The sequence below is a fragment of the Acidovorax sp. FHTAMBA genome (genome assembly GCF_038958875.1).
GTDB lineage: Bacteria > Pseudomonadota > Gammaproteobacteria > Burkholderiales > Burkholderiaceae_C > Acidovorax.
This window is the reverse complement of the sequence record NZ_CP152407.1, coordinates 1,701,690-1,724,203: the sequence shown is the minus strand read 5'-3', so window position 1 is coordinate 1,724,203 and position 22,514 is coordinate 1,701,690. Positions and strand designations below refer to the sequence as shown.

Sequence of the window (22,514 nt, the reverse complement as noted above, 5' to 3'; positions counted from 1 at the left end):
GGGGCGTTGGGGTGATGCCCGGGCCGTACCTGGCGAGGGGGCAGAGCGTTCATAGAATACCGCGATGCCCTTTTCATTGCCCCGGCCGTTGCGGTTTGCCGCCCTTCCCTTCGTTTTGCTGCTCTGCGCCCTGGCGCATGCGCAGAATGCGCCCCAGCCCCCCGTTGCATCGCCTGCAGCGCCCCCCGCAGAACTGGCGCCAGCCGCACCCGGCGGCGGCGCCGCGCCGCCGCAGGCACCCGCAGCAGCGCCCGATGTGGCGCTGCTGTCGCGCGATGCCCGGCGCATCTACGAGCTGTCGCGCGACAAGCTGGTGCAGATCCGCACGCTGCTGCGCAATGCCAACACGCAGGCGTCGATTGGCTCGGGCTTTTTTGTGTCGGCCGACGGGTTGATCGTGACCAACTTCCACGTGGCCAGCCAGCTGGCGCTGGAGCCCGAGCGCTACCGGGGCGTGTACGTGACGATGGAGGGCCAGGAGGGCGAGGTGGAGCTGCTGGCGTTTGATGTGCAGCGCGACCTGGCCGTGCTGCGCGCCAAGGGCCGCACGGCTGCCGCGCCGGTGCTGGGCTTTCGCCCCGCAGCTGACACGCTGGCGCAGGGCGAGCGCATCTACTCGCTGGGCAACCCGCTGGACATTGGCTTTGCGGTGACCGAGGGCACCTACAACGGGCTGGTCAAGCGCAGCTTTTACCCGCGCATATTTTTTGGCGGCACGCTGAACCCCGGCATGAGCGGCGGCCCGGCGGTGGACGATGCGGGCCGGGTGCTGGGCGTGAACGTGGCCAAGCGGCTCGATGGCGAGCAGGTGAGCTTTTTGATCCCGGCCGAGTTTGCGCAGGCGCTGGTGCAGCGTGCAGCCAATGCCCAGCCCATCACCCAGCCCGCGCATGCCGAGATGACGCGGCAGCTGATGGAGCACCAGCAACTGCTGACCGACCGGTTCCTGAAAGCGCCATTTCGCGAGCAGCGCCATGGCAACTACCGCGTGCCCGTGCCCGACGATGCGCTGGCGCGGTGCTGGGGATCGGGGCGCGACCCTGCGTTCCCCGCGCTGAACCTGGAGCGCACGCAGTGCCAGGCCGACAGCGATGTGGTGGCCGGCGACTTCACCACCGGCGCGGTGCGGCTGGGCTATGAGGCCTACAACGCCCCCACCCTGGGCGCTGCGCGCTTTGCGCGGATGTTTTCGCAAAGCTTTGCCAATGAGCGGCTGCAGATCCGCGGCAACCGCCACCAGACGGCCGTGGAGTGCAGCGAGCGCTATATCGACACGGGCAGCCTGCCGCTGCGTGCGGTGGTCTGCCTGTCGGCCTACCGCAAGCTGACCGGCCTGTACAACATGACGGTGCTGGCCGCCTCGGTCAACCAGCCCACGCAGGGCATGCTGGGCCGCCTGGATGTGCAGGGTGTCTCGTTCGACAACGGCATGAAGCTGGCCAGCCACTACCTGAAGGCGTTCCGCTGGGAGGCCGCGCCATGACGATGTCGACCCTTGGACTGATCGAAGCCTTTGACCGCCACGGCGCCCTGCTGGCGCGTGCGCCCATCACCCGCTGGCCCGTGACGGTGGGGCGGGCGCTGGACTGCGATCTGGTGCTGGACGACCCCTGTGTTGCGCCCACCCACCTGCGCATCGACCGCGCCGTGGAGGCCCCGCGCACGGTGCAGGTGCAGGTGCTGGAGACCCGCAACGGTGCGCGCCTGCAGCGCAGGCACCACGGCCAGGGCGAGCGTTTTGACTGGCCCGATGGCACGCCCATTGACCTCGGCCACACCCACATCACGCTGCGCCTGGCCGACACGCCGATTGCCCAGGAGCAGCCGCTGCCGCAGTTCCCGTGGCGCACGCTGGGCACGACGGCCGCGCTGGTGGTGCTGGTGCTGCTGGCCGGGCTGGGCGAGTCGTGGCTGGATGCACGCGACACCCTGCAATACCTGAAGGCCGTGCCGGGTGTGCTGCTCACGCTGGTGGTGGTGCTGACGGCCTGGTCGGGCGCGTGGGCAGCGGCCAACAAGGTGTTTGCAGGGCGCCTGCAGTTCTGGCGCCATGTGCGCATTGCCTGCGTTGCGGCCCTGGCGGTGGACGCCGTGCACCTGGTGGCGCACCTGACGGCATTTGCTTTCTCGCTGGAAGTGTTTGCCCGGTTCGCCTATCTGCTGATCGTGCTGGTGCTGGCCGGGGCGCTGTATGCCCACCTGGCCACCCTGCTGCCGCGCCGCCGCATCGGCCTGGCCTGGGTGGTGGCGGCCGTGGTGGCATTGGGCGTACCGGCGTGGCTGGGCGCGCAGTGGCTGAACAACATGCGCCTGTCCAAGACGCTGTACTCAAGCAGCATGTTCCCGCCAATGCTGCGCGTGGCACCGGCCGTGCCGGTGGAGCAGTTCCTGCAGGAAGCCGAATCGCTGCGCAGCAAGCTCGACCGCCGCCTGCGCGATGACGGCCAGGCGGACGCAGACGAGTGAGCCAACGCACGGATAGCCCCGCCCCGCCACCATGCCGCGCCGCAAGCCCCACCACCATGTCTACGTGGTCGAGCTCTCCAAAGACGTGCTGCTGGAGCCGCGCTTTCGCCGGTGCAACCCCGGCTACATCGACGGCAAGCCCTGCGTGTACGTTGGCATGACGGGGCTCGACCCGGACGTGCGGTTTGACAAGCACAAGGCGGGCATCCAGGCCAACCGGTTTGTGACGCAATACGGCCTGCGCCTGCTGCCCGACCTGTACGAGGGCTTCAACCCCATGCCCTACGAAGAGGCGGTGGACCGCGAGATCGAGATCGGTATCGACCTGCGCTCGGCAGGGTTTGGGGTGTGGCAGGCGTGATGCGCAGACATACCCTGCAAGGAGTTATTACTCCTATATTCATAGCTGTTGGCGCTTGCCTATCAAGCGCCAGACGGCAATTTGATGCGCAGATTCAACTACAAAGTGCACCGAATTTCAGTGTAACGGACGAATCTCCAAGCCCATGAACACCTCGTGGGGAGTGCGGTAGTTGAGGCACTTGCGGGGTCGGTGGTTGAGCCGGTAGAGCGCATCGTCAACTTCGTGCTGCGAGACCCGGCGCAGGTTGGTGCACTTGGGGAAGTACTGGCGCAACAGGCCATTGGTGTTCTCGTTGAGCCCACGCTCCCATGAGTGGTAGGGATGCGCGAAGTACACATCTGCCCCCAGACTGGCGGCGATGAATGCATGCTCAGCAAACTCCTTGCCATTGTCGAACGTGATCGTTTCGCACAAGTGTTTGTGAGGTCGCAGCAGTGCGATCACAGCCTCGGTCACCCCTGCGCTGTGGCGCGAGTCCAGTTGCTGCGCCAGTGTGTAGCGGGACTTGCGCTCCACCAAGGTCACCAGTACCCCTTGGTGGCCCTTGCCGACCACGGTGTCACCCTCCCAGTCACCCATGCGGCTGCGTGCGTCAACGATGGCGGGGCGCTGCTCTATGCAGAGCCGATCTTTGAGTGTGCCGCGCCGCTCTTGTCCGCTGCCGTAGCGCTTGCGTCGCACCTTCTGGCAGCGCAGGTGTTTGATCAGCTCACCGCCTTTGCGTTTGTCGTCATAGATGTGCTGGTAGATGCATTCGTGGCTGATGGTCAGCACGCCCTCCAGCCGCAGCCGTCCGCTGACCTGCTCGGGAGAAAGCTCCAGGCGCAGATAGCTGTGCACCTGGCTCCACTGCCGCACATTGAACTGGCGTGCATTGCGCCGTGCCCTTTGGCGGGCACGGGCTCGCTCATGAGCGCGGGCGGGTTTGTAGCCTTGGGCTCCAGCGTTGCGATTGAGCTCGCGGGTGATGGTCGAGCGGCTTCGATTGAGCTGTGCGGCTATCACTGCCGGGCTTATGCTTTGACGACGCAGTGCGTGGATTTGGTATCGTTCTTCTCGGGTCAAGTGGGTATAGGTCATGGTGCAACGTTTGGGACTGGCTGGTCACAAAAATGCATCCTATGCACTCTTGGCCCAACTCGGTTTACTTGCGTTGCACTTCGTACTTGAATCCGCCATGCAATTTTTACCAAGGCAACGCCATGAACTTCGCAGACCGGCTTCAGCAGCTTCCCCCCGCCAACCACCTTGCCGCCCTGCACCTGCTGGGCGGTGACGGCCAGGTGCTGGCCACCATCGAGAACAAGCCGGGGCAGAAGGGATCGCTGGTGGTGTATGCCGCGCTGGCCGCCCTGTATGGCGGCAGCATCACGCCGGCGGCGGCTGCGCTGGGGCTCGAGTGGTATGCCGAGCATGTGGAAGATGCGCGGGCCTTCCCCGGCAAACACCCCAACATCGACCGGCTGCTGGCCTGGGCGCATGGCAGCGAGAGCTTTGGCGTGCGCTCGGTGCCCATGGCAGGGGCATAGCGCCGCAGCCGCGCCATCAAAACCGGTTACCCTGCGCGGCTGTGCAACCCAAGGATTTCGCGATGAAAAAACTCAATGTCACCATCCAGCTGGAAATGACCGTGCCCGACGACTGGGAGCTGGCCGATACCTCCGAGGGCACGCCGGTCATCAAACTGCCCGACGGCAAGTTCATGGACATTGCGATTGAGCCGCTGTTCGCCACCGACCCGGAAGACATGTGGAGCAGCACCGACGACGAAGATGTGCTGGACGACATTCTGGACATGGTGGAAAGCGAGGCCGTGACCTACGAATTCGTCACGCAATAAGCACGCTGCGGGCCCGTTCCGTCATCAAAGCTGCGACCGCAGCCAGCCGGTCAGCTTCTCGTGCGCCTTCTCGCGCAGGGGGCGGTTCAGCCAGGCCTCATACGTCATGCGGCGCGAGCGCTGTATGTCGTCTTCAAATACGGCGGTCTGCCGCTGGGCAAACGCCGCGTCATAGACGTTGAGGTTGGCCTCGTCGTTCAGCCGGAACGATCGGTTGTCAAAGTTGGTGGAGCCCACCGACACCAGGAGTTGGTCCACGATCATGACCTTGCAGTGGTACATGGTGGGTTCAAACTCGTAGATCTCGGCGCCGGCCTGCAGCAGGCCGCCCCAGGTGGCACGCGATGCGGCCTTGACGGTTTCGGTGTCGGTGTGCTCGCCGGGCGTGACCATGCGCACGCGCACGCCGCGCGCCAGCGCATCCATCAGCAGCTTGAGCGTGAGCTCATCGGGCACAAAGTACGCCACCGACAGGTCGATGCTGCGCTCGGCCGCCGTGATGGCCAGGTGGTACATGAGCTGCATGCTCTCGCTGCCGCTCGATGGCGAGCTGGAGAACATCTGTGCCCTTTGCGTGCCCGCCGGCGCAATGGCGGGAAAGTAGGCCTCGCCGTGCAGCACCTTGCCGGTCACCTTGAGCCAGTTGTCCAGAAACGTGGCCTGCATCTGCGCCACGGCGGGGCCGCGCACCAGGTAGTGCGAGTCGCGCCAGTGCTTGGGGTCGGTGGCGTTGCCCGTCCATTCGGGCGCGATGCCCACGCCACCGGTAAAGCCCACCTGCCCGTCCACCACCAGCAGCTTGCGGTGGGTGCGGTTGTTCATGCGGGCCAGGTTGTACCAGTGCGGTTTGTGGAATTTTTCGATCTGCACGCCCGCTTCGCGCATCTCGGTGAGGTAGCTTTCCTCCATCTTGGAGCTGCCCACCCAATCGAGCAGCACATGCACAGGCACACCCGCGCGGGCGCGTTCGCTCAGGGCATCGGCAAAGGCCTTGCCGATGTCGCCCGACCAGTAGATATAGGTTTCGAAGGTGACGCTTTTCTGGGCCGCCTTGATCGCGGCCAGCATGGGCGGGAAGATCTGGTCGCCGTTGAGCAGCTCGGTCACCTGGTTGCCGCCCACGATGCCCGGCCCCAGCAGGCTGCCCAGCGCGCGTTCAAACTGCGGGCTGGCCGTGCTGTACAGGCGGGGCAGCTGCTGCTGCACCTTTTTTTCACCTGCGGTGAAGTTCAACGCCAGAAGCACCAGCGCGCCCGTGGCCAAGGCGGTCAATAGGATGGTGAGCATGGTGGAGCGGGGGCGACCTGCTGCTTTTTTCATGGCGAGATTGTGGTCGGCCAGTGCGTAACGCAATGTAGGCAAACGCCGCCAGCACGTGCCCGGCGGGCCCGCCAGCCCAAGGGCGTCGCACAATGGCGCGGGGCCTGCGCTGCAAGCCTTTGCCACTTCCACGACTTCGCCTTCATGCCTGCTATATCGCCTACTCCCACCAGCGTCACCGCCACCCCCGCCACCGCCACCGCCATCAGTCGCCGCACCGCCGTGCTGGGCGCAGCCGCCCTGCTGGTGCTGCCGTCGTCACACGCTCGCGACGGCACCCCACCGCCCGCGGGCGCCAGCGTGTGGCCACAGCCGCTGGCCGTGCCGGGCGGCGTTGCCCGGCTGTCGCTGGGCCCCGCACCCACACGGCCTGCAGCGCATGTGCGCCAGGGCGGTGCGGACGTGCCGCTGCTGGTAACGGGCGACATGATCGAGTGGACCGCCGTGGTGGGCATACCGCTGGCGGCAGTGCCCGGCACAGCGCACATCACGGTGGGGCAGGCCAGCGGCGGCACGCGGCAGGAGTTGCCTTACACCGTGGCAGCCAAGCGGTACCAGGAGCAGCACCTCAAGGTATCACCCCGCACGGTGGATCTGTCTGCCGAAGACCAGGCCCGCTTCGAGCGCGAGCGCGACCACCAGGCGGTGGTGATGGCCACATTTACCGAGCAGCCCGCCGGTGTGGCCCTGCCATCGCTGCGCATGCGTGTGCCGGTGCCGGGGCGGCGCTCCAGCTCGTTCGGGCTGCGCCGCGTGTTCAACGGCCAGCCGCGCAATCCGCACAGCGGCATGGACATTGCCGCCGCCACGGGCACGCCCATCGTGGCACCGCTGCCGGGCAAGGTGATTGATGTGGGCGACTATTTCTTCAACGGCGGCACGGTGTGGCTGGACCACGGCCAGGGCTTGCTGAGCATGTATTGCCACCTGAGCAGCATGGATGTGGGCGTGGGCGATGTGCTGCAGGCGGGCGACGCCTTCTGCAAGGTGGGCGCCACCGGCCGCGTGACCGGCCCGCACCTGCACTGGGGGGTGATGCTCAACCGCACCATGGTGGACCCGGCATTGTTCTTGTAACCCCCTGAGCCGCTGCGCGTCTTCCCCCAAGGGGGACGACGCCCTCACTGCGGGGCGGGCCTTGCTCGGCGTCACTCGCTGGCGCCGCGCACTATTCCGGCTCTCGGTTTGAAGCACCGCACTGCGCCATCGCAACGCGGTGAGCCTTGCCAAGCGTCGGCGCGTTACTTCAGGTAGTTGACGAACCCGGTGATGGTCACGGCGTTGAAGAAGTCGATGAACAGCGAACCCACCAGCGGGATCACGAAAAACGCCTTTACCGACGGGCCATTGACGGCGGTGAAGGCCTGCATGTTGGCCATGGCGTTGGGCGTGGCGCCCATGCCAAAGCCGCAGTGGCCCGCAGCGATGACGGCCGCGTCATAGTCGCGCCCCATGAGGCGGAAGGTCACGAAATACGCGAACCCGAACATCAGCACCGTCTGCGCCACCAGGATGACCAGCAGCGGCCCGGCCACCTCGGCCAGCTCCCACAGCTTCATCGACATCAGCGCCATTGCCAGAAAGAACGCCAGCGACACATTGCCCACCACCTCGAACTGGCGCAGGGGCAGCGCGCCGTTGCGCCAGTCGATGATGTTGCGCACCAGCGCCGCCACCAGCATGGGCCCCAGGTACGACGGCAGCGTGATGCCCAGCCCCTTGAGCCAGTTGACCAGCACCGTGCCCGCGCCAATCGACACGGCAATCAGGATGCTGGCGTACATCACCGTGTCGTTGCTGCCCGCCCGGGCAAGGGGCGCCGTGCTGGGCATCGGCGCGGCGAGGGCGCCGGTGCCCACGGCGGTCTGTTTTACACCGTCCACCCCCGGCGCATACAGCCCGTGGCGACGCATCAGCAGGGTGCCCAGCGGGCCGCCAATCACGCAGCCGGCCACCAGCCCATAGGTGGCAGCGGCAATGGCCGCTGGCAACGCGCCTGCCGCCCCCGCCTGCTCCATCAGCGGCCCGAAGGCGGCCGACGTGCCATGGCCGCCCGTGAGCGAGACCGAGCCCGCCGCCACACCGATCAGCGGGTGAACGCCCAGCACCGTGGCGAGCCCCGCGCCCAGCAGGTTCTGCAGCACCACCAGGCCCACAGCGGCTGCCAGAAACAGCGCCACGCCAACGCCGCCTTTCTTGAGCAGCTCGAAACTGGCTGAAAAGCCGATGGTGGTGAAAAACACCAGCAGCAGGAACGCGCGCATGTTGTCGTAAAAACTGAAGGCAAACAGCCCCGCCTGGTGCCCGAACAGCGCGATGAGCGAGAACACCAGCCCACCAATGATGGGCCCCGGGATGAAATAGCGCGACAGCACGCCCACGCGCTTTTTGATGGCTTCACCCACCACCAGCAAGACAGCGGCGATGCCGATGGTCTGCGCAATGTCGAGTTCGATGGTGACCATGGCGGTGTCTCCTTGAGGCCTTGTTGAGAGGATCAGGCAACACTTGCCCCGATGAAAAAGCTATTGTTTATATAGCTGCCCGCGCAAGCTGGTATTGCGCTGGAGGCCGATTTTATAATGAATGCATGGCCTGCCTGCTCAGCCAGACGCTGAACCCGCCGTCAGACGCCGCCCTGCACGCTGCGGCTATGCTCGCCAGACCACCGCAACGCCCGCTTTCATGACGCCCCGCCTGATCCGTTTCAACAAGCCCTACGGCGTGCTCAGCCAGTTCACCGCCGAAGGCAAATGGCAGGGCCTGAAGGACTATATCGACCTGCCCGGTGTGTATGTGGCCGGGCGGCTGGATGCCGACAGCGAGGGCCTGCTGCTGCTGACCAGCGACGGCCCGCTGCAGGCGCGCATCGCCGACCCGCGCTTCAAGATGGAGAAAACCTACTGGGTGCAGGTGGAGGGCATCCCGGATGAAGCTGCGCTGGCGGCGCTGCGCAGCGGCGTGGTGCTGAACGACGGCCCCACCCTGCCGGCCCGTGCCCGGCTGCTGGAGCCCGCCCCTGCGGTGTGGGAACGCACCCCGCCTATCCGCGAACGCAAGGCCATCCCCACTGCCTGGATCGAGCTGGTCATCCGCGAAGGCCGCAACCGCCAGGTGCGCCGCACGACGGCCGCCGTGGGCCACCCCACACTGCGGCTCATCCGCGCGGCCGTGGGGCCGTATTCGCTGCAGGGGCTGGCGCCGGGGCAGTGGAGCCCCGTCGCACCCACAGCCTGATCGCACGGCGCCACAAAGACACCTCGCAGCACCCGGCTGCGCCGCGTGGGCACAATACCGGCCTTTTCACCCCAACAGAAAGGCCGAGCCATGTCATCCCTTCACTTTGTGCAGCAAGGCCAAGGCCCCGTCATCGTGCTGAGCCACGCGCTGGGCTGCGACCTGCAGATGTGGGATGGCGTGGCAGCCGCGCTGCAGAACCGCTATACCGTGCTGCGCTACGACGCGCGCGGCCATGGCCGCTCACCCGCCCTGACCAGCCCCTTCAGCATGGACGATCTGGCCGACGACGCAGCCGCGCTCATCCGCCAGCAGGCGCAGGGGCCGGTGCACTTTGTGGGGCTTTCGATGGGCGGCATGGCCGCCCAGGCCCTGGCCGCCCGCCATCCCGATGTGGTGCGCAGCATCACGGTGGCCAACTCTGCCAGCCACTATGACGACGCGGCCCGCGCGGGCTGGCAGACCCGCATCGACACGGTGCGCGCCCAGGGCATGGAAGCCATCGCCGATGGCGCGCTGCAGCGCTGGTTCACGCCCGAGTTCCGGGCAGACGCGCAGGGCAGTGTGCTGGTCGCCGCGCTGCGCGCCGTGCTGGTAGGCACGGCAGCGGCCCCCTACGTGCAGGCCTGCGCCGCGGTGGCCGCCATTTCGCTGGACGCAGGCAACCGCCGCATCACCTGCCCCACGCTGGTGATTGCGGGGTCGCGCGACGAGGCCACGCCACTGGCCATGTCCGAGGCCATCGCCCAGGGCATTGCCGGTGCCCAGCTGCAAAGCCTGCCCGCAGCCCACCTGAGCGCGGTGGAGCAACCGGCTGAATTTGCCGCGCTGGTGCACGGCTTCATCCGCCAGCTCTGAGAGCAGGCAAGCGCTCAGACGCTCAGACCTTGGTCTTGAGCAGCGCGGCAAACTCCAGCGCCGCCGTGCTGCGCGACGCCCCGCGGCGCCACAAGATGCCGGCCTGCCGCACGATCTGCTGCGAGTGCAGGCCGATCACCTGCAGATCGGTGGCGCGCCGCGCGGCCCGCTCGGGCACGATGCTGGCGAGGTCGCCCCACCGGCAGGCGTCGATGAGCGCCTCGACCGACTCCATCTCCACCCGCACCGAGGGCACCGCCCCGGCATCGCGCAAGGCGTCGTCGATCAGGCGGCGGGTGGCAAATGCGCGCGGCAACATGGCCAGGGGCACAGTGGACAAGGCCTGCAGCGCCATGCTGCGCCGCCGGGCCAGCGGGTGCCCCCGCTGTACCACCAGTTGCATGCGCTCGGAAAACAGGTGCTCGTTTTCGATCTCCTGGCGTTCGGTGGGGTGAAAGGAAATCCCCACGTCGATCTGGCCTGCCACCAGTTGCTCCTCCACCGGGCCGGCAAGCAGGTTGCGCACCACCACGTTCACGCCCGGGTACTTGCGGTGAAAGGCGGCCACTGCCGAGGGCACCAGCGTATCGAGGAACGTGGGGATCACGCCCACCGTGAGCGTGCCGGAGCGCAGGCCCGTGAGGTCGGCCAGCGCCATGCGGCCGGCCTCGACCTCCTGCAGGGCGCGCGAGGCGTAGGCGCGAAACTCCATCCCCGCCTGCGACAGCCTGAGCCCCCGCCCCAACCGCACAAACAGCTGCACACCCAGCTCTTCCTCCAGCTGCCGCAGGCCGTGCGACAGCGTGGACTGCGTGACAAACAGGTTCTGCGCCGACTGCGTGAGGTGCTCGGTTTCGGCGATGTCCAGAAAGTATCGAAGCTGACGGATTTCCATGGCGGCATGCTCCTTGATCGTTCGATGCCATCGAATGATAAGTTGCAAATAAATCATTGGAACGTCATGGGGATTGAATCTAACCTTGCTACTCAACAGCCCCCACCGGCGGGCCCACCCTGATTTCCGGCTCCAGATACCCACAAAGGCACACAGCGATGCAAAGCCGCTTCACCGTCGAACGCATGCAGGCGCGGATCCTGGACATCCCCACGATCCGCCCGCACAAACTCTCGTTCGGCTCCATCAGCCGCCAAAGCCCGGTCATCGTCCAGGTGTGGCTCAAAAACGGCGCCACCGGCTTTGGCGAGGCGGCCACCATTGGCGGCCCCTCGTGGAACGAAGAGTCGCCCGAGAGCATCCTGCACGCCATTCAAAACTACCTGGCCCCGGCCCTCATCGGCCAGGACGCGGGCGGCTTTGAAGGAGCCCTGGCGCGCATTGACAAGGCCTGCAAGGGCAATGCTTTTGCCAAGAGCGCTGTGGAGATGGCACTGATCGACGCGGTAGCCCGCACACTGGGCCTACCCGCCTGGCAACTGCTGGGCGGCAAGGTGCACCAGAGCCTGCCCCTGGCCTGGACGCTGGCCAGCGGTGATGTCGATCGCGACCTCCAGGAAGCCCACCTGCGCCTCACGCAAAAGCGCCACCACATCTTCAAGATGAAAATCGGCGCGCGCGCGCCGCAGGACGATGTGGCCCATGTGACGCAGATCGCGCGCGGCCTGCAAGGCCAGGCCACGCTCACGGTGGATGTGAACCAGGCCTGGGACGGCAACACCGCGCGCCGCTACCTGCCCCAACTGGTGGAGGCCGGTGTGACGCTGATCGAGCAGCCCGTGGCGCAGTGGAACGTCGAAGCGCTCAAGGGCCTCACGGCCACGCTCGATGGCGCGCTCATCATGGCCGACGAAACCGTCTGCACGCCGCAGGACGCCATGATGCTGGCGCGCGAAAAGGCCAGCCATGTGTTCTCGCTCAAGGTGGCCAAGCATGGCGGCCTGATCCGCACGCGCAAGGTGGCCGCCATTGCAGAGGCCGCCGACATCGGCTGGTACGGCGGCACCATGCTGGAGACCTCGCTGGGCAGCGCCGCATCGGCGCATGTGTTTGCCACGCTGGGCAGCGCGCACCACGGCTGCGAGCTGTTCGGCCCGCAGCTGCTGGTGGACGACATCGTCGAATCCCAGATGCCCATCGTCGATTTCGAGCTGCAGTTGCCCGACGGCCCGGGCTTTGGCGTCGAGGTGTCGCTGGCCCAGCTCGAACGCTTTGACCGCGCCCGCCAGGGCCTCACCACCGTGCATGTCGATATGGCCGCACACACCCCCTCGCTTTAAGGAGAACACCGATGCTGTTTCTGGTACGTATGGATGTGAACATCCCGCACGACTTCCCGGTAGAGAAAGCCAACGAGATCAAGGCCCGCGAGAAAGCCTATTCGCAGGACCTGCAGCGCGACGGCCGCTGGAAGAGCATCTGGCGCGTGGTGGGCGAATACGCCAACTACAGCATCTTCGATGTGGCATCCAACGATGAACTGCACCAGCTCCTGCAGGGCCTGCCGCTGTTCCCGTTCATGAAGATCTCCGTCACACCGCTGGCGCAGCACCCCTCGGCCATCTGAGCCACCCCACCAATACAAAACCCGCGAGACAAACACCATGCCATCCAAACGCCATCTGCTGGCCCTGCTGGCCCTGGCCGGCCTCGGCCTCGCTGCGCACGCACAGCCTGCCGCCACCGACTGGCCGAACAAGCCGATCCGCTGGGTCGTGCCCTTCCCGCCCGGCGGCGCCATGGACGCGATTGCGCGTACGCTGGGCGAAAAGGCCGGCAAGACGCTGGGCCAGCCCTTCGTGATCGAGAACCGGCCCGGTGCAGGTGGCAACATTGGTGCGGACTATGTGGCCAAGCAGCCCGGCGATGGCTACACGATGATGATCACGTCCATCGGCATGGCCACCAACAAGCCGCTGTACAGCAAGCTCAACTACGACCCGGTCAAGGATTTCGCGCCCGTCAGCCTGCTGGCCGTGGTGCCCAATGTGCTGGTGACCAACGCCACCCAGCCCGATGTCAAAAACATCAAGGATGTGATTGCCGCGGCGCGCAAGGCACCGGGCAAGCTCACCTATGCGTCGGCAGGCAACGGTACCTCCATCCACCTGGCGGGCGAGGTGTTCACCTCGCTGGCGCAGGTGGACATGCTGCACATCCCCTACAAGGGCAGCGGCCCGGCGGTGTCCGATCTGCTGGGCGGCCAGGTCAACTACATGTTTGACAGCATCACATCGGCGCGCCCGCACATCCAGTCGGGCAAGCTGCGCGCACTGGGGGTGACCACGGCCAAGCGCTCCAGCACCCTGCCCGATGTGCCCACGCTGGCCGAGGCCGGTGTACCCGGCTATGAGGTGTCGCCCTGGTTTGCGGTGTTCATGCCGGCATCCACGCCCAAGGCCATCGTCGGCAAGCTCAACAAGGCGCTGCTGGACGCGATGAAAGACCCCGAAGTCGCCAAGCGTTTTGACACCATCGGCGCAGAGCCCGTGGGCTCCACCCCCGACGAGCTGGCCAAGCACCTGGCGCTCGAATCCGAGCGCTGGACGAAGCTCATCACCGAGCGCGGCATCAAGCTCGACTGACCCCCCTGTTTTTCGCCCCACCCTTCATCCCGACGAGGAGACCACCATGTCCGAACTCACCAAGGCCCAGCTGCTGGAGCTGGTCAACACCAAGAAGATCGCTCCCGGCAATGCGCGTGTACGCCAGCTCACGCAGCGCATCGTCACCGACCTGTTCAAGACCATCGACGAACTGGACGTGACGGCAGACGAGTTCTGGGCCGCCACCGGCTGGCTCTCGCGCCTGGGCGCCACGGGCCAGACGGGCCTGATCACCGCCGGCCTGGGTTTTGACCGCCTGCTGGACATCCGCGCCGACGAGGCAGACGCCAAGGCCGGCCGCACGGGTGGCACGCCGCGCGCCATCGAGGGCCCGCTGTTTGTGGCGGGGGCTCCCGTGTCCAAGGTGGAAACGCGCCTGGACGAGGGCGAGCCCAAGGGCGAGGTGTTCGTCATGGAAGGCCAGGTGCTGGACCTGGACGGCAACCCAGTGGCGCATGCCTCGGTGGACGTGTGGCACGCCAACGAACAGGGCGGGTATTCGCACTTCTTCCCCGGCATGAAGCCCTACGAGCTGCGCCGCCGCATCGAAACCGACGCCCAGGGCCAGTACCGGTTTCGCACCTTCCTGCCACCGGGCTACGCCATTCCGCCCAACAGCCCGACCTCGGAGCTCTTTGAAGCACTGGGCCGCCATGGCAACCGCCCTGCGCACATCCACTTCCTGGTGGTGGCACCCGGCATGCGCACACTGACCACGCAGATCAACGTGCCCGGCGACAGCTTCATCGACGACGACTTTGCGTTTGCCACACGCGACGGGCTGATCGTTGCGCTGGAGAAAAACGTGCCGGCTGCAGGCTACGAGTCGCTGGGTATTGCGGCGCCCTTCACGCGCTCGAAGTTCAACTTCGTGCTGCAAAAGGCGGCCAATGCCGACGAAGCCCTGCCGCTGACGCGCATGGAGCGCGTGGCGCCCGCCGCTGGCTGATTTCCTGCCCCAGCCCTGCCGCGCAGCGGCCGCCCCACCCTGTGGCGCGGCCGCTGCGCTTGGTGGTTTGCAGGCGCTGTCAGGTCAATCGGTTGGGGCCTGGCTGGCCAGAAGGAAGCGTTTGACCAGGTCGAAAAAACTCTCGTAGAACGCGTCCTTGGAAATGGTCTCGCTGCCCACCTTGACCATCGACTCGCTGCTGGCAGACACCGGCAATGACACCGAGCCAATCGCCCCCACGCCCACACTGGCGGAATTGTTGGTCTTGCGCAGCGCATAGGTATCCTGCAGCGCCGTCACAAAACCCAGGCTCACCTTGCCTTCGTCGGCCTCCGGCACACACACCACCCGCACCACCATCTGCAGGTGCGACTCGGGCTCGGGCTGAAAACTCTTGGTGCCCTGGATCAGCTCGGGCTGCTGGGTGGCGATCACGTAGCCCTGGCTCAGCAGCGCGCGGCGCGCCGCCTCACAGGTCTGCTGCGGCGTGGCATCAAACAGGCGCGAATGCGTTGCCACCGAACCAAAGTTCTCCTGCACGCCAAAGGTCTTGGGTGTGGAGGCCACGCAGCCCGTCAGCAGCGCCAGGGCCAGGGCCCCCACGGCGGCGCCAGCAGGGGATGAGAAGCGGCGGAAAGAAAAACGAAAGGGCAACGGGAAGCACTCCTGGAAAATCATCATCATCGGGCACAACGCTACCGCACACCACGCGGTTCCCGCTGATTCTAGAAAGCACGCATCACCAACGTGCACACGCGCGAACCCAACTGGTAACCCCGTGCAACACGCCGCGGAGGCACGGCGCTGGTAGCTATACTAATAATAGCTGTCAGCGCTTATCCATCAAGCGCTGGAGCCCAATTTCGCTCAAGAATATTGCCGTGCCCCTTGCTTCCCTCATCTGCCTGGTCGTCGCCATCAGCGACGGCGACACCCTGACCGTGCGCTGCGGCACGCCCGGCGCCTACCAGCAGGTCAAGGTGCGCATTGCGGCCATTGATGCGCCGGAATCCCGCCAGGCATTTGGCCAGAAGTCGCGGCAAAACCTGGCGCGCCTGTGTTTCCGGCAGCGTGCCACGCTGCAGCCGGTGGATGAGGACAGCTACGGCCGCACCGTGGCCCATGTGCGCTGCGGCAACTCCGACGCGGCCACCGCGCAGGTGCAAGCCGGGCTGGCCTGGGTGTACACGCCCTATGCCAGCAGCCGCCCGCAGCTGGCGGAGTTGCAGCGCCAGGCGCGCAGCGATGGCGCAGGCCTGTGGTCGCAGCCGCGCCCCATGGCGCCGTGGCACTACCGGCAGCGCCACGCCCGCTGAACCGCCCCGCCCGGCGCCTATTGCGACGGGGCGGCGTTGAAGGACCCCGTCAGCAGCTCGGGCAGGCGCTCCACACCCATCTTGAAGCCACAGGCCTGTGCGTGGCCACCGCCGCCCATGCTTTCTGCCAGCGCGATGCAGTCAAAGTTGCGCTGCGAACGCAGGCCTGCCTTCACACCCTTGGCACCCGCGCTCCACATCAGGGCGAAAGTGCCGGTTTTCGCCGAGAGGATGTCGCCCACCAGGCTGTGGAACATGCCGGGCGCGTTGACCATGAGGCCTTCGATACCGTTGAACACCAGCGGCTGCGCGCCTTCTGCGATGTCGGCAGCGAGCTTGCGGTACTTTTCGTCCATGGCCGCGCCGCGCGCCATGAACAGCGCGAGCTGCTCGGGCGTGAAGGCGGCAATCTCGCGCCAGCGCGCAAAGTCCTGCGCTTCCATATCCAGCGCCGAGAGAAAACCTGCGCTCTCGGCAAACTCCCACTTCCAGATGTCGCGGTCTTCCACGTATTGCAGCAGCGGGGGCACCGGCACGTGGGGATGAAAGAACTCCCATGCCAGGCGTGCACCCGATTTGTCCATGTCAAAGTGCACCACGCCGCAGCGGCAGGCAAAGCCGGTGAGCTTTTCGGCCGCGCTCTTGTGGTGGTCGAGCATGACCAGCTTGGACGCACGCTCGTCAATGGCCTGCAGGATGTCGGCCGAGAACGAAAAATCAAGTATGTAGACCGTGCGGCCCGCAACGGGCGGCAGGTCATCAACCGTTGTGATGTCGCCGTGGTCCAGTCCCAGGTATTCAGCGCCGTCGCCGTAATACAGCCAGGCGGCCAGCGCGGCACCAAAACCGTCGGGGCAATTGCGCCCGTGGTACAGCACCAGGGGAGAAGGGTCGTTCTTGTCGGGGGCAACCAGCAGTTGCAGGGGGAGAATGTTTTTCTTCATCATGACCACTGATTGTCGCCGGGCCGCCCGGCGGGGAACCAACACGGGCGCCGGGCGTCCACCGAAGTTCGCTCATCCACGGACACGCCACCACGATGCTTCGCACCCTCAAAGACCTGTTCGACAGCTTCACCCAGCCCCAGCCCACCCAGTCAGCCGCAGAGCGCGACCATGCCGTGCAACTGGCCGCGGCCGTGCTGCTGGTGGAGGTGGTGCGGGCCGAAACCTCCATGGACGAGGCCGAGCGCACCGCCATGGTCACCGCCCTGCGCAGCAAGTTTGCGCTGAGCGACGACGAACTGCAGCGCCTGCTGGAGCTGGCCGTGACCACATCCCGAACGGCCTACGACTACCAGCGCTTTACCAGCAGCCTGAACGAGCACTTCACCCAGGAGCAGAAAATCCGCCTGGTGGAAGCCATGTGGCAGGTAGCCTATGCCGACGCGCACATCGACGCCAACGAGAACCACACGATCAGCAAGGTGGCGAGCTTGCTGCATGTGACGCACGGCGAGTACATCGCTGCCAAGATGCGCGCAAAAGAAACGGCGCAACCTTTCCAGCCACCGCGCTGAAACTGGCGTGGCCCAAGCCAGTGCCGCCGTGCAAGGGCCGCCCCGCCGCACGGGCGGCGTCCCCCTCCGGGGGATGGCGCGAAGCGACTCAGGGGGGGCTTCTAGATGGGCAGCCAGCGCCACCAGAAGGGTTTGCGCTCTTCCTTCGCGCCTTGCGCCTGCAGCAGCGCGATGAACCCGGTGCGGCCGTGGCGGCGTGCGGCCTCCAGCGGCGTCATGTCATCAAAGTCGGATCGCAGCTGCGGGTCTGCGCCATGCTCCAGCAGGTAGTGGGCGATGTCGTCGTGGCCGTGGATCAGCGCGGCCACCAGGGGGGTGCACAGGATCTCGGGGTGCTGGTAATTGGGGTTGACGCCCGCGCCGATGTGGTGGCGCACCAGCGCCAGATCGCCCGCCACGGCGGCGGCGTACATGTCTTTCCAGTCTCCAGCGGACATTGCGCAGGCCTTGTTTGAATGGGAAAGCGCGCAGTGTAGGCAGGCGCGCAGGTGGGGCACAATCCGCGGCTTCCCTGATGCGTTGCCACCTCGTCCTTTGACCTCCCCCCTGCACATCCTCTGGCGCGACGAGCACCTGGTGGCCGTCTACAAGCCTGCCGGCTGGCTGGTGCACCGCACGGGGCTGGACGCGGGCGAAACACGGTTTGTGATGCAGACCCTGCGCGACCAGCTGGGCCAGCATGTGTTCCCCGTGCACCGGCTGGACAAGGGCACCTGCGGCGTGCTGGTGATGGCGCTGCACAGCGACGCGGCGCGGGCGCTGTCGCAAGCCTTTGAGCATGGGGCCACACACAAGCGCTACCTGGCCATGGTGCGCGGCTGGGCGCCCGAGGCCATCGAGGTGGACCACGCATTGAAGCCCGACGATGCGCCCGCCGACGCCGCCGTACAGGACGCCCACACGCGCTTTCGCCGCCTGGCGCAGCTCACGCTGCCCGAGGCCAGCGATGCGCGTTTTGCCACCACGCGGGCCTCACTGGTGGAGGCCATCCCCACCACCGGCCGTCGCCACCAGATCCGCCGCCACCTCAAGCACCTGGCGCACCCCATCATTGGCGATGCCACCCACGGCAAAGGACCGCTCAACCGCTGGTGGGCCGAACGGCTGGGGCTGCAAAGGCTGTGGCTGCATGCCTGGCAACTCACGGTGCCACACCCACTGACCGGGGCGACGATGACGTTTGCGAGCGGGCTGCAATGGCCTGGGGTTGCTGGATGGCGCTGCGGGCACCTGCCCGCCGACGATGCCACCGCACCCCCTGGCGTCGACTGGCAACGCCTGTTTGCGCGGCTGCCCTGGCACGAGACACCCATCTCGCCCCCGTAACGCGGGCGACACGGTGACGGCACACCCATCGAAATAATGGGCACTCCCAAAAATCAGGAGACTCCGCCCATGACCGCACCCGCCACCAACCGCGTCCTTGCCCACACCGGTGCGCGCTACCCCATCATCCAGGCGCCCATGGGCTGGATTGCGCGCACGCAGCTGGCCTCGGCGGTGTCGCGCGCTGGCGGCTTGGGCATCATCGAAACGTCCTCTGGCGAAACCGCCAACTGCCAGACCGAGATCACCAAGATGAGCGCGCTGGGCCTGCCGTTTGGCGTGAACCTGCCCATCCGCTTTTTGAAGGACGACGCCATGCTGCGCTTTGTGTGCGCATCGGGCGTGAAGTTTGTGACCACCTCGGCCGGCAGCCCGGCCAAGTTCATCGCGCCGCTCAAGGACGCGGGAATCACCGTGTACCACGCGGTGCCCACGGTGGACGCCGCGCTCAAATGCGTGGACGCGGGCATTGACGGCCTGGTGGTCGAAGGCGGCGAAGGCGGCGGCTTCAAGAACCCCGAAGAAGTCTCCACCCTGGTGTTGCTGCAGGCCATCCGTGCGCGGGTGGATGTGCCGCTGGTCGCGGCCGGGGGCATCTGCGACGGGCGCGGCATGGCCGCAGCCTTTGCACTGGGGGCTGAGGCGGTGCAGATGGGCACGCGTTTTGTGAGCTGCGCCGAAAGCCCCGTGCACGCCAACTACAAGAACGCCATCGTCGATGCGGGCGTGACCGGCACCTGGATGCTCAACACCAAGGCCAGCCCTTGCATCCGCGCGCTCAAGTCGCAGCGCACCCAGGCCATCCACGAGGCGGGCCTGATGCCCGCCGACAGCTTTGCGGGCATCCAGCGCGTGTACTTCGACGGCGACATGGAGGCCGCGCCTGCACTGGCGGGCCAGACTGCAGGGCTGATTGACTCGGTCAACACCGCGCAGCAGATCATTGACGACACCGTGGCGGAGTTCTTTGCCATCAGCCAGCGGATGGGCGCGCTGGCCGCTGCACGCACGTTCGGTTGATCCGCATCCGGGGCAGCGGGCTGCTGCCGGCCTGCCCGCACTCCTACCCGGCCTTGGCGCCCAATGCCTGCATGCGCCGCTTCCACTTGGCCACGCCGTCGTCCCCCAGCTGCTCCACGCTGCCCACCAGCGTTTCGTTCACAGGGGCGATGCCCACAAAGCCCAGGATATTGCGCTCCAGCGACTTCACACTGTGCGCGCGAAAGTACCAGCGGTACACCAGCGCCGGCATGCCCATGGTGACCACCACACGCGCGCTGCGACCGGTGAGGCCTTTGTGGCCAAAGGGGTTGCTGCCCTCGGCGGTGAACGCAAAGCCGGGCCGCGCCACCTGCTCCAGAAAGCCCTTGAGCAGCGCCGGCATGTCACCCAGCCACAGCGGAAAAAACAGCACGATGTGCTGCGCCCAGCCAATGTCGGCCTGCGCAGGCTTGAGCGATGCGGGCAGCAGCCCCAGCTCCCACTCGTGCTGGCTGCGCAGCCAGGGGAAGTCGATGGCGGCGATATCGATCTGCCGCACCTCATGCCCCGCAGCGATGGCGCCGTCTGCATAAGCCTGCGCCAGGGCGTGGCACAGGTGGGGCGCGGTCGCATCCGGGTGACCCTGGATCAGCACAATACGTTGGGGGTCCATTCAAGCTCCTTGTGGGCGTGCCACTTCCCAAACGGATTCAGACTCTACGCCGCTGTCACAGGTTCAACCAGCGAAATCTTGCAGGCTACGCACAGGTCGCGCCGCCGCAGCAGCACCGGGTGAGAAAAGTATCAAATTGATAGCTGTCAGCGCTTTACACATAAGCGCTGGAGGCCAATTTGACCAGATATTTCCAGTATCAAATGGCAAAAAACGTAGGGCTGTGCGTCGGCAGCGTCCTACCGCTGCCCGCGCCCGGCGCCGGTGGACGCCCGCACATCCATCGGCGACATTGGCTGCGAAGCCGCGGCACCGGCCCTACCGGTACATCCATCCACAAGAAACTTATGGCCACAGTTCTCCCACATCCCCCCCAGCGCGTCTGCGCCACGGCCCTGCACCCTGGGGCCGCACCATGAGCGGCTGGTGGCAACAGATTGCGTCCACGGTGGCATCGGAGTTTTCGGATGTGCCCGACATCGCGCAGGCCACGCGCATCGTGGTGCGCCTGGGGATGGCCGGTCTGCTCGGCGGGCTGCTGGGCTGGGAACGCGAGCACGCCGGCAAGGCGGCGGGCGTGCGCACCCACATGCTGGTGGCCATGGGCGCGGCGCTGTTTGTGCTGGTGTCGCAGCAGGCGGGCATCGGCCCTGCGGACAACAGCCGGGTGCTGCAGGGCATCATTGCGGGCGTTGGCTTCCTGGGTGCGGGCACCATCCTCAAAGGCGATGCCGAAAGCCAGGTGAAGGGGCTGACCACCGCCGCGGGCATCTGGCTGACCGCAGCCATTGGCGTGGCGGCCGGGCTGGGGCAGGAGGCGACAGCAGTGCTCACCACGGCGCTGGCGCTGCTGGTGCTGTGGGCCATCCCGATGCTGCATGACAAGTGGGTCCGCACCTCGGCTCGCAAATCCGGTTGAGCACGCCATCAGGGCGGGCTGAGCTACACTTTTTGACCATCGTCCCCAAGGGCTCCAGTGCACACTTCACGTGCTGCGGGCCAGTCCATTTGCCCCATGCAAAGCCATTCACTGCAGCCGAGCTGCCTTTTCCGCACGGCGCCTTGCCGCGTTTCTCCCAGCGCCCCCGACAGCAGCGTGTCGCCTGCTGGGCGCCGATGAAGCGCACGGACGATTCCACCCTCCAGCCGGCGGCCATTGCCACTGCCGGCCCTGGTACCGCCGAGACCCAGGCCTCTGCCAACCTGCGCGGCATCGTCGCCATGGTGGCTGCGGTGGGATGCTTTTCGCTGATGGATGCCCTGCTGAAAGCCCTGTCGGCCAACTACCCAGCCATGCAGGTGGCGGCGCTGCGCGGCGGGGCGGCGCTTCCGCTGGTGGTGCTGTATGTGCTGTGGCGCCGCGAAGTGGGCGGGTTGCTCAAGGTGCGCTGGCCGCTGCATCTGCTGCGCGGTGTGATCAATGTGGCCATGCTGGCGCTGTTTGCCTATGCCCTCAAGGAGCTGGGGCTGGCCGAGGCGTACACGCTGTTTTTCATCGCGCCGCTGTTGATCACGGCGCTTTCCACCGTGGTGCTGCGCGAGAAGGTTCGCGCAGCGCACTGGGTGGCGATCGGGCTGGGCATGGTGGGCGTGCTGGTGGCCCTGCGGCCGAGCCAGGACGCGTTCTTCAGCCTGGGTGCGCTGGCCGTGCTGGGCGCAGCGTGTGGCTATGCCGTTTCTGCCATCACGGGGCGGGTCTTGACGCGTACGGATTCCAGCGCAAGCCTGGTGTTCTGGACCACGGTGCTGCTGGCGTTGGGTGCGGGCGCGCTGGCGTGGCCCCGGTGGGTGGCGGTGGCGCAGGTGCACTGGCCGCTCGTGGCGGGCCTGGCCGTCACGGGGTTTCTGGGGCAACTGGCGATCACCGAAGCGTTCCGGCACGGGCAGGCGTCGGTGGTGGCGCCGTTTGAGTACACCGCGCTGGCCTGGGGCATGGGGCTGGACTGGGTGCTGTGGCAAACGGTGCCCGGCTATTCCACCCTGCTCGGCGGAGCCATCATCATTGGCAGCGGGCTGTATCTGGTGCGGCAGGAGAGAACGCAGGCGGTCATCCCGCCGTGAGATGACGAAAACGGCGGGTAGCGACCTCTGCCCGCGCAGCGGC

Annotated in this window: 26 protein-coding genes; 18 read left to right on the top strand and 8 right to left on the bottom strand. The window is 66.5% G+C overall.

Annotation, left to right across the window (positions count from 1 at the left end; genetic code table 11):
• Window positions 1–64: 64 nt before the first annotated feature.
• The 3 genes from AAFF19_RS08025 to AAFF19_RS08015 are packed head-to-tail and all read left to right on the top strand — an operon-like array spanning window position 65 to window position 2,827.
• The gene (locus AAFF19_RS08025; RefSeq protein WP_008906410.1) at window positions 65–1,483 is read left to right on the top strand and encodes a serine protease; all 1,419 of its coding nucleotides are present in this window, start codon (window positions 65–67) and stop codon (window positions 1,481–1,483) included.
• Complete coding sequence (locus tag AAFF19_RS08020) at window positions 1,480–2,466, top strand: FHA domain-containing protein (RefSeq protein WP_342721643.1); 987 nt, start codon at window positions 1,480–1,482, stop codon at window positions 2,464–2,466. The genes AAFF19_RS08025 and AAFF19_RS08020 overlap by 4 nt, the downstream gene beginning before the upstream one ends.
• A gap of 31 nt (window positions 2,467–2,497) precedes the next feature.
• Window positions 2,498–2,827 carry a hypothetical protein gene (locus AAFF19_RS08015; RefSeq protein WP_342721642.1) on the top strand — a complete coding sequence of 110 codons (330 nt, stop codon included), beginning with the start codon at window positions 2,498–2,500 and terminating at the stop codon, window positions 2,825–2,827.
• 117 nt (window positions 2,828–2,944) lie between these two features.
• Here the strand turns inward: AAFF19_RS08015 and AAFF19_RS08010 are convergent, their stop codons facing one another.
• Window positions 2,945–3,910 (bottom strand): IS30 family transposase, encoded by a 966-nt coding sequence (locus tag AAFF19_RS08010; RefSeq protein ID WP_342721641.1) that lies wholly within the window; start codon window positions 3,908–3,910, stop codon window positions 2,945–2,947.
• A 122-nt stretch (window positions 3,911–4,032) separates the two neighbouring features.
• Here AAFF19_RS08010 and AAFF19_RS08005 point away from each other — a divergent pair, with 122 nt between their 5' ends.
• Window positions 4,033–4,359, top strand: coding sequence for a DUF2322 family protein (locus AAFF19_RS08005; RefSeq protein WP_008906407.1), 327 nt, complete (start codon window positions 4,033–4,035; stop codon window positions 4,357–4,359).
• A gap of 62 nt (window positions 4,360–4,421) precedes the next feature.
• A complete protein-coding gene (locus AAFF19_RS08000) occupies window positions 4,422–4,670 on the top strand; it encodes a hypothetical protein (RefSeq protein WP_008906406.1) in 249 nt (82 codons plus the stop codon).
• 24 nt (window positions 4,671–4,694) lie between these two features.
• Here the strand turns inward: AAFF19_RS08000 and AAFF19_RS07995 are convergent, their stop codons facing one another.
• Window positions 4,695–5,957, bottom strand: coding sequence for a phospholipase D-like domain-containing protein (locus AAFF19_RS07995; RefSeq protein WP_008906405.1), 1,263 nt, complete (start codon window positions 5,955–5,957; stop codon window positions 4,695–4,697).
• A 177-nt stretch (window positions 5,958–6,134) separates the two neighbouring features.
• On the opposite strand from AAFF19_RS07995, the gene AAFF19_RS07990 reads away from it, so the two are divergent.
• Window positions 6,135–7,067: a peptidoglycan DD-metalloendopeptidase family protein gene (locus AAFF19_RS07990; RefSeq protein ID WP_008906404.1), complete on the top strand. Its 933-nt coding sequence runs from the start codon at window positions 6,135–6,137 to the stop codon at window positions 7,065–7,067.
• Window positions 7,068–7,231: 164 nt separating this feature from the next.
• On the opposite strand, the gene gltS is transcribed toward AAFF19_RS07990, so the two are convergent.
• On the bottom strand, window positions 7,232–8,455 hold the full coding sequence (gltS, locus tag AAFF19_RS07985; RefSeq protein ID WP_008906403.1) for a sodium/glutamate symporter: 1,224 nt from the start codon (window positions 8,453–8,455) through the stop codon (window positions 7,232–7,234).
• A 220-nt stretch (window positions 8,456–8,675) separates the two neighbouring features.
• Between gltS and AAFF19_RS07980 the strand changes: the two genes are divergently transcribed.
• Window positions 8,676–9,227: a pseudouridine synthase gene (locus AAFF19_RS07980; RefSeq protein ID WP_342721640.1), complete on the top strand. Its 552-nt coding sequence runs from the start codon at window positions 8,676–8,678 to the stop codon at window positions 9,225–9,227.
• A gap of 90 nt (window positions 9,228–9,317) precedes the next feature.
• Window positions 9,318–10,085, top strand: a complete 768-nt coding sequence (locus AAFF19_RS07975) for an alpha/beta fold hydrolase (RefSeq protein ID WP_342721639.1) — start codon at window positions 9,318–9,320, stop codon at window positions 10,083–10,085.
• 22 nt (window positions 10,086–10,107) lie between these two features.
• Here AAFF19_RS07975 and AAFF19_RS07970 read toward each other — a convergent pair whose 3' ends face one another.
• Window positions 10,108–10,980, bottom strand: a complete 873-nt coding sequence (locus AAFF19_RS07970) for a LysR substrate-binding domain-containing protein (protein WP_182119512.1) — start codon at window positions 10,978–10,980, stop codon at window positions 10,108–10,110.
• Between the two features lie 158 nt (window positions 10,981–11,138).
• Between AAFF19_RS07970 and AAFF19_RS07965 the strand changes: the two genes are divergently transcribed.
• Genes AAFF19_RS07965 through AAFF19_RS07950 form a run of 4 tightly spaced genes read left to right on the top strand, consistent with a single transcriptional unit; the run spans window position 11,139 to window position 14,595 of the window.
• Window positions 11,139–12,320: a muconate cycloisomerase family protein gene (locus AAFF19_RS07965; RefSeq protein ID WP_182119511.1), complete on the top strand. Its 1,182-nt coding sequence runs from the start codon at window positions 11,139–11,141 to the stop codon at window positions 12,318–12,320.
• A gap of 11 nt (window positions 12,321–12,331) precedes the next feature.
• Window positions 12,332–12,607, top strand: a complete 276-nt coding sequence (gene catC / locus AAFF19_RS07960) for a muconolactone Delta-isomerase (protein ID WP_182119510.1) — start codon at window positions 12,332–12,334, stop codon at window positions 12,605–12,607.
• 37 nt (window positions 12,608–12,644) lie between these two features.
• Window positions 12,645–13,625: a tripartite tricarboxylate transporter substrate binding protein gene (locus tag AAFF19_RS07955; protein WP_342721638.1), complete on the top strand. Its 981-nt coding sequence runs from the start codon at window positions 12,645–12,647 to the stop codon at window positions 13,623–13,625.
• 46 nt (window positions 13,626–13,671) lie between these two features.
• Window positions 13,672–14,595: a dioxygenase gene (locus AAFF19_RS07950; protein WP_342721637.1), complete on the top strand. Its 924-nt coding sequence runs from the start codon at window positions 13,672–13,674 to the stop codon at window positions 14,593–14,595.
• A gap of 84 nt (window positions 14,596–14,679) precedes the next feature.
• Here AAFF19_RS07950 and AAFF19_RS07945 read toward each other — a convergent pair whose 3' ends face one another.
• Window positions 14,680–15,249, bottom strand: a complete 570-nt coding sequence (locus tag AAFF19_RS07945; RefSeq protein WP_008906395.1) for a DUF2242 domain-containing protein — start codon at window positions 15,247–15,249, stop codon at window positions 14,680–14,682.
• Between the two features lie 227 nt (window positions 15,250–15,476).
• On the opposite strand from AAFF19_RS07945, the gene AAFF19_RS07940 reads away from it, so the two are divergent.
• On the top strand, window positions 15,477–15,911 hold the full coding sequence (locus AAFF19_RS07940; RefSeq protein WP_342721636.1) for a thermonuclease family protein: 435 nt from the start codon (window positions 15,477–15,479) through the stop codon (window positions 15,909–15,911).
• A 17-nt stretch (window positions 15,912–15,928) separates the two neighbouring features.
• On the opposite strand, the gene AAFF19_RS07935 is transcribed toward AAFF19_RS07940, so the two are convergent.
• Window positions 15,929–16,858 (bottom strand): phosphoesterase, encoded by a 930-nt coding sequence (locus AAFF19_RS07935; RefSeq protein WP_342721635.1) that lies wholly within the window; start codon window positions 16,856–16,858, stop codon window positions 15,929–15,931.
• A 92-nt stretch (window positions 16,859–16,950) separates the two neighbouring features.
• Here AAFF19_RS07935 and AAFF19_RS07930 point away from each other — a divergent pair, with 92 nt between their 5' ends.
• A complete protein-coding gene (locus AAFF19_RS07930) occupies window positions 16,951–17,430 on the top strand; it encodes a TerB family tellurite resistance protein (protein WP_008906392.1) in 480 nt (159 codons plus the stop codon).
• Window positions 17,431–17,531: 101 nt separating this feature from the next.
• On the opposite strand, the gene AAFF19_RS07925 is transcribed toward AAFF19_RS07930, so the two are convergent.
• Window positions 17,532–17,867, bottom strand: a complete 336-nt coding sequence (locus AAFF19_RS07925; protein WP_034695233.1) for an ankyrin repeat domain-containing protein — start codon at window positions 17,865–17,867, stop codon at window positions 17,532–17,534.
• Between the two features lie 97 nt (window positions 17,868–17,964).
• On the opposite strand from AAFF19_RS07925, the gene AAFF19_RS07920 reads away from it, so the two are divergent.
• Together AAFF19_RS07920 and AAFF19_RS07915 are read left to right on the top strand one after the other, a co-directional pair.
• Window positions 17,965–18,756, top strand: coding sequence for a pseudouridine synthase (locus tag AAFF19_RS07920; protein WP_008906390.1), 792 nt, complete (start codon window positions 17,965–17,967; stop codon window positions 18,754–18,756).
• Window positions 18,757–18,825: 69 nt separating this feature from the next.
• Window positions 18,826–19,776: a nitronate monooxygenase gene (locus AAFF19_RS07915; RefSeq protein ID WP_008906389.1), complete on the top strand. Its 951-nt coding sequence runs from the start codon at window positions 18,826–18,828 to the stop codon at window positions 19,774–19,776.
• A 43-nt stretch (window positions 19,777–19,819) separates the two neighbouring features.
• Here the strand turns inward: AAFF19_RS07915 and AAFF19_RS07910 are convergent, their stop codons facing one another.
• Entirely contained in the window at window positions 19,820–20,410 is a 591-nt protein-coding gene (locus AAFF19_RS07910) for an NAD(P)H-dependent oxidoreductase (protein WP_008906388.1), read from the bottom strand.
• 415 nt (window positions 20,411–20,825) lie between these two features.
• Between AAFF19_RS07910 and AAFF19_RS07905 the strand changes: the two genes are divergently transcribed.
• Together AAFF19_RS07905 and AAFF19_RS07900 are read left to right on the top strand one after the other, a co-directional pair.
• Window positions 20,826–21,329 carry an MgtC/SapB family protein gene (locus tag AAFF19_RS07905; protein WP_008906387.1) on the top strand — a complete coding sequence of 168 codons (504 nt, stop codon included), beginning with the start codon at window positions 20,826–20,828 and terminating at the stop codon, window positions 21,327–21,329.
• Window positions 21,330–21,526: 197 nt separating this feature from the next.
• Window positions 21,527–22,471, top strand: coding sequence for a DMT family transporter (locus tag AAFF19_RS07900; RefSeq protein WP_182119504.1), 945 nt, complete (start codon window positions 21,527–21,529; stop codon window positions 22,469–22,471).
• Window positions 22,472–22,514: the final 43 nt, after the last annotated feature.

Excerpts from the sequence above, each read along its gene's own strand:
- AAFF19_RS07955 (WP_342721638.1), top strand. The coding sequence starts at position 12,645 with ATGCCATCCAAACGCCATCTGCTGGCCCTGCTGGCCCTGGCCGGCCTC.
- AAFF19_RS07965 (WP_182119511.1), top strand. The coding sequence starts at position 11,139 with ATGCAAAGCCGCTTCACCGTCGAACGCATGCAGGCGCGGATCCTGGAC.
- AAFF19_RS07910 (WP_008906388.1), bottom strand. The coding sequence starts at position 20,410 with ATGGACCCCCAACGTATTGTGCTGATCCAGGGTCACCCGGATGCGACC.
- gltS (WP_008906403.1), bottom strand. The coding sequence starts at position 8,455 with ATGGTCACCATCGAACTCGACATTGCGCAGACCATCGGCATCGCCGCT.
- AAFF19_RS07900 (WP_182119504.1), top strand. The coding sequence starts at position 21,527 with ATGAAGCGCACGGACGATTCCACCCTCCAGCCGGCGGCCATTGCCACT.
- AAFF19_RS07970 (WP_182119512.1), bottom strand. The coding sequence starts at position 10,980 with ATGGAAATCCGTCAGCTTCGATACTTTCTGGACATCGCCGAAACCGAG.
- AAFF19_RS07990 (WP_008906404.1), top strand. The coding sequence starts at position 6,135 with ATGCCTGCTATATCGCCTACTCCCACCAGCGTCACCGCCACCCCCGCC.
- AAFF19_RS08010 (WP_342721641.1), bottom strand. The coding sequence starts at position 3,910 with ATGACCTATACCCACTTGACCCGAGAAGAACGATACCAAATCCACGCA.
- AAFF19_RS07975 (WP_342721639.1), top strand. The coding sequence starts at position 9,318 with ATGTCATCCCTTCACTTTGTGCAGCAAGGCCAAGGCCCCGTCATCGTG.
- AAFF19_RS07930 (WP_008906392.1), top strand. The coding sequence starts at position 16,951 with ATGCTTCGCACCCTCAAAGACCTGTTCGACAGCTTCACCCAGCCCCAG.
- AAFF19_RS08025 (WP_008906410.1), top strand. The coding sequence starts at position 65 with ATGCCCTTTTCATTGCCCCGGCCGTTGCGGTTTGCCGCCCTTCCCTTC.
- AAFF19_RS08020 (WP_342721643.1), top strand. The coding sequence starts at position 1,480 with ATGACGATGTCGACCCTTGGACTGATCGAAGCCTTTGACCGCCACGGC.
- AAFF19_RS07905 (WP_008906387.1), top strand. The coding sequence starts at position 20,826 with ATGAGCGGCTGGTGGCAACAGATTGCGTCCACGGTGGCATCGGAGTTT.
- AAFF19_RS08000 (WP_008906406.1), top strand. The coding sequence starts at position 4,422 with ATGAAAAAACTCAATGTCACCATCCAGCTGGAAATGACCGTGCCCGAC.
- catC (WP_182119510.1), top strand. The coding sequence starts at position 12,332 with ATGCTGTTTCTGGTACGTATGGATGTGAACATCCCGCACGACTTCCCG.
- AAFF19_RS07995 (WP_008906405.1), bottom strand. The coding sequence starts at position 5,957 with ATGCTCACCATCCTATTGACCGCCTTGGCCACGGGCGCGCTGGTGCTT.
- AAFF19_RS07980 (WP_342721640.1), top strand. The coding sequence starts at position 8,676 with ATGACGCCCCGCCTGATCCGTTTCAACAAGCCCTACGGCGTGCTCAGC.
- AAFF19_RS07915 (WP_008906389.1), top strand. The coding sequence starts at position 18,826 with ATGACCGCACCCGCCACCAACCGCGTCCTTGCCCACACCGGTGCGCGC.
- AAFF19_RS07935 (WP_342721635.1), bottom strand. The coding sequence starts at position 16,858 with ATGATGAAGAAAAACATTCTCCCCCTGCAACTGCTGGTTGCCCCCGAC.
- AAFF19_RS07925 (WP_034695233.1), bottom strand. The coding sequence starts at position 17,867 with ATGTCCGCTGGAGACTGGAAAGACATGTACGCCGCCGCCGTGGCGGGC.
- AAFF19_RS08005 (WP_008906407.1), top strand. The coding sequence starts at position 4,033 with ATGAACTTCGCAGACCGGCTTCAGCAGCTTCCCCCCGCCAACCACCTT.
- AAFF19_RS08015 (WP_342721642.1), top strand. The coding sequence starts at position 2,498 with ATGCCGCGCCGCAAGCCCCACCACCATGTCTACGTGGTCGAGCTCTCC.
- AAFF19_RS07950 (WP_342721637.1), top strand. The coding sequence starts at position 13,672 with ATGTCCGAACTCACCAAGGCCCAGCTGCTGGAGCTGGTCAACACCAAG.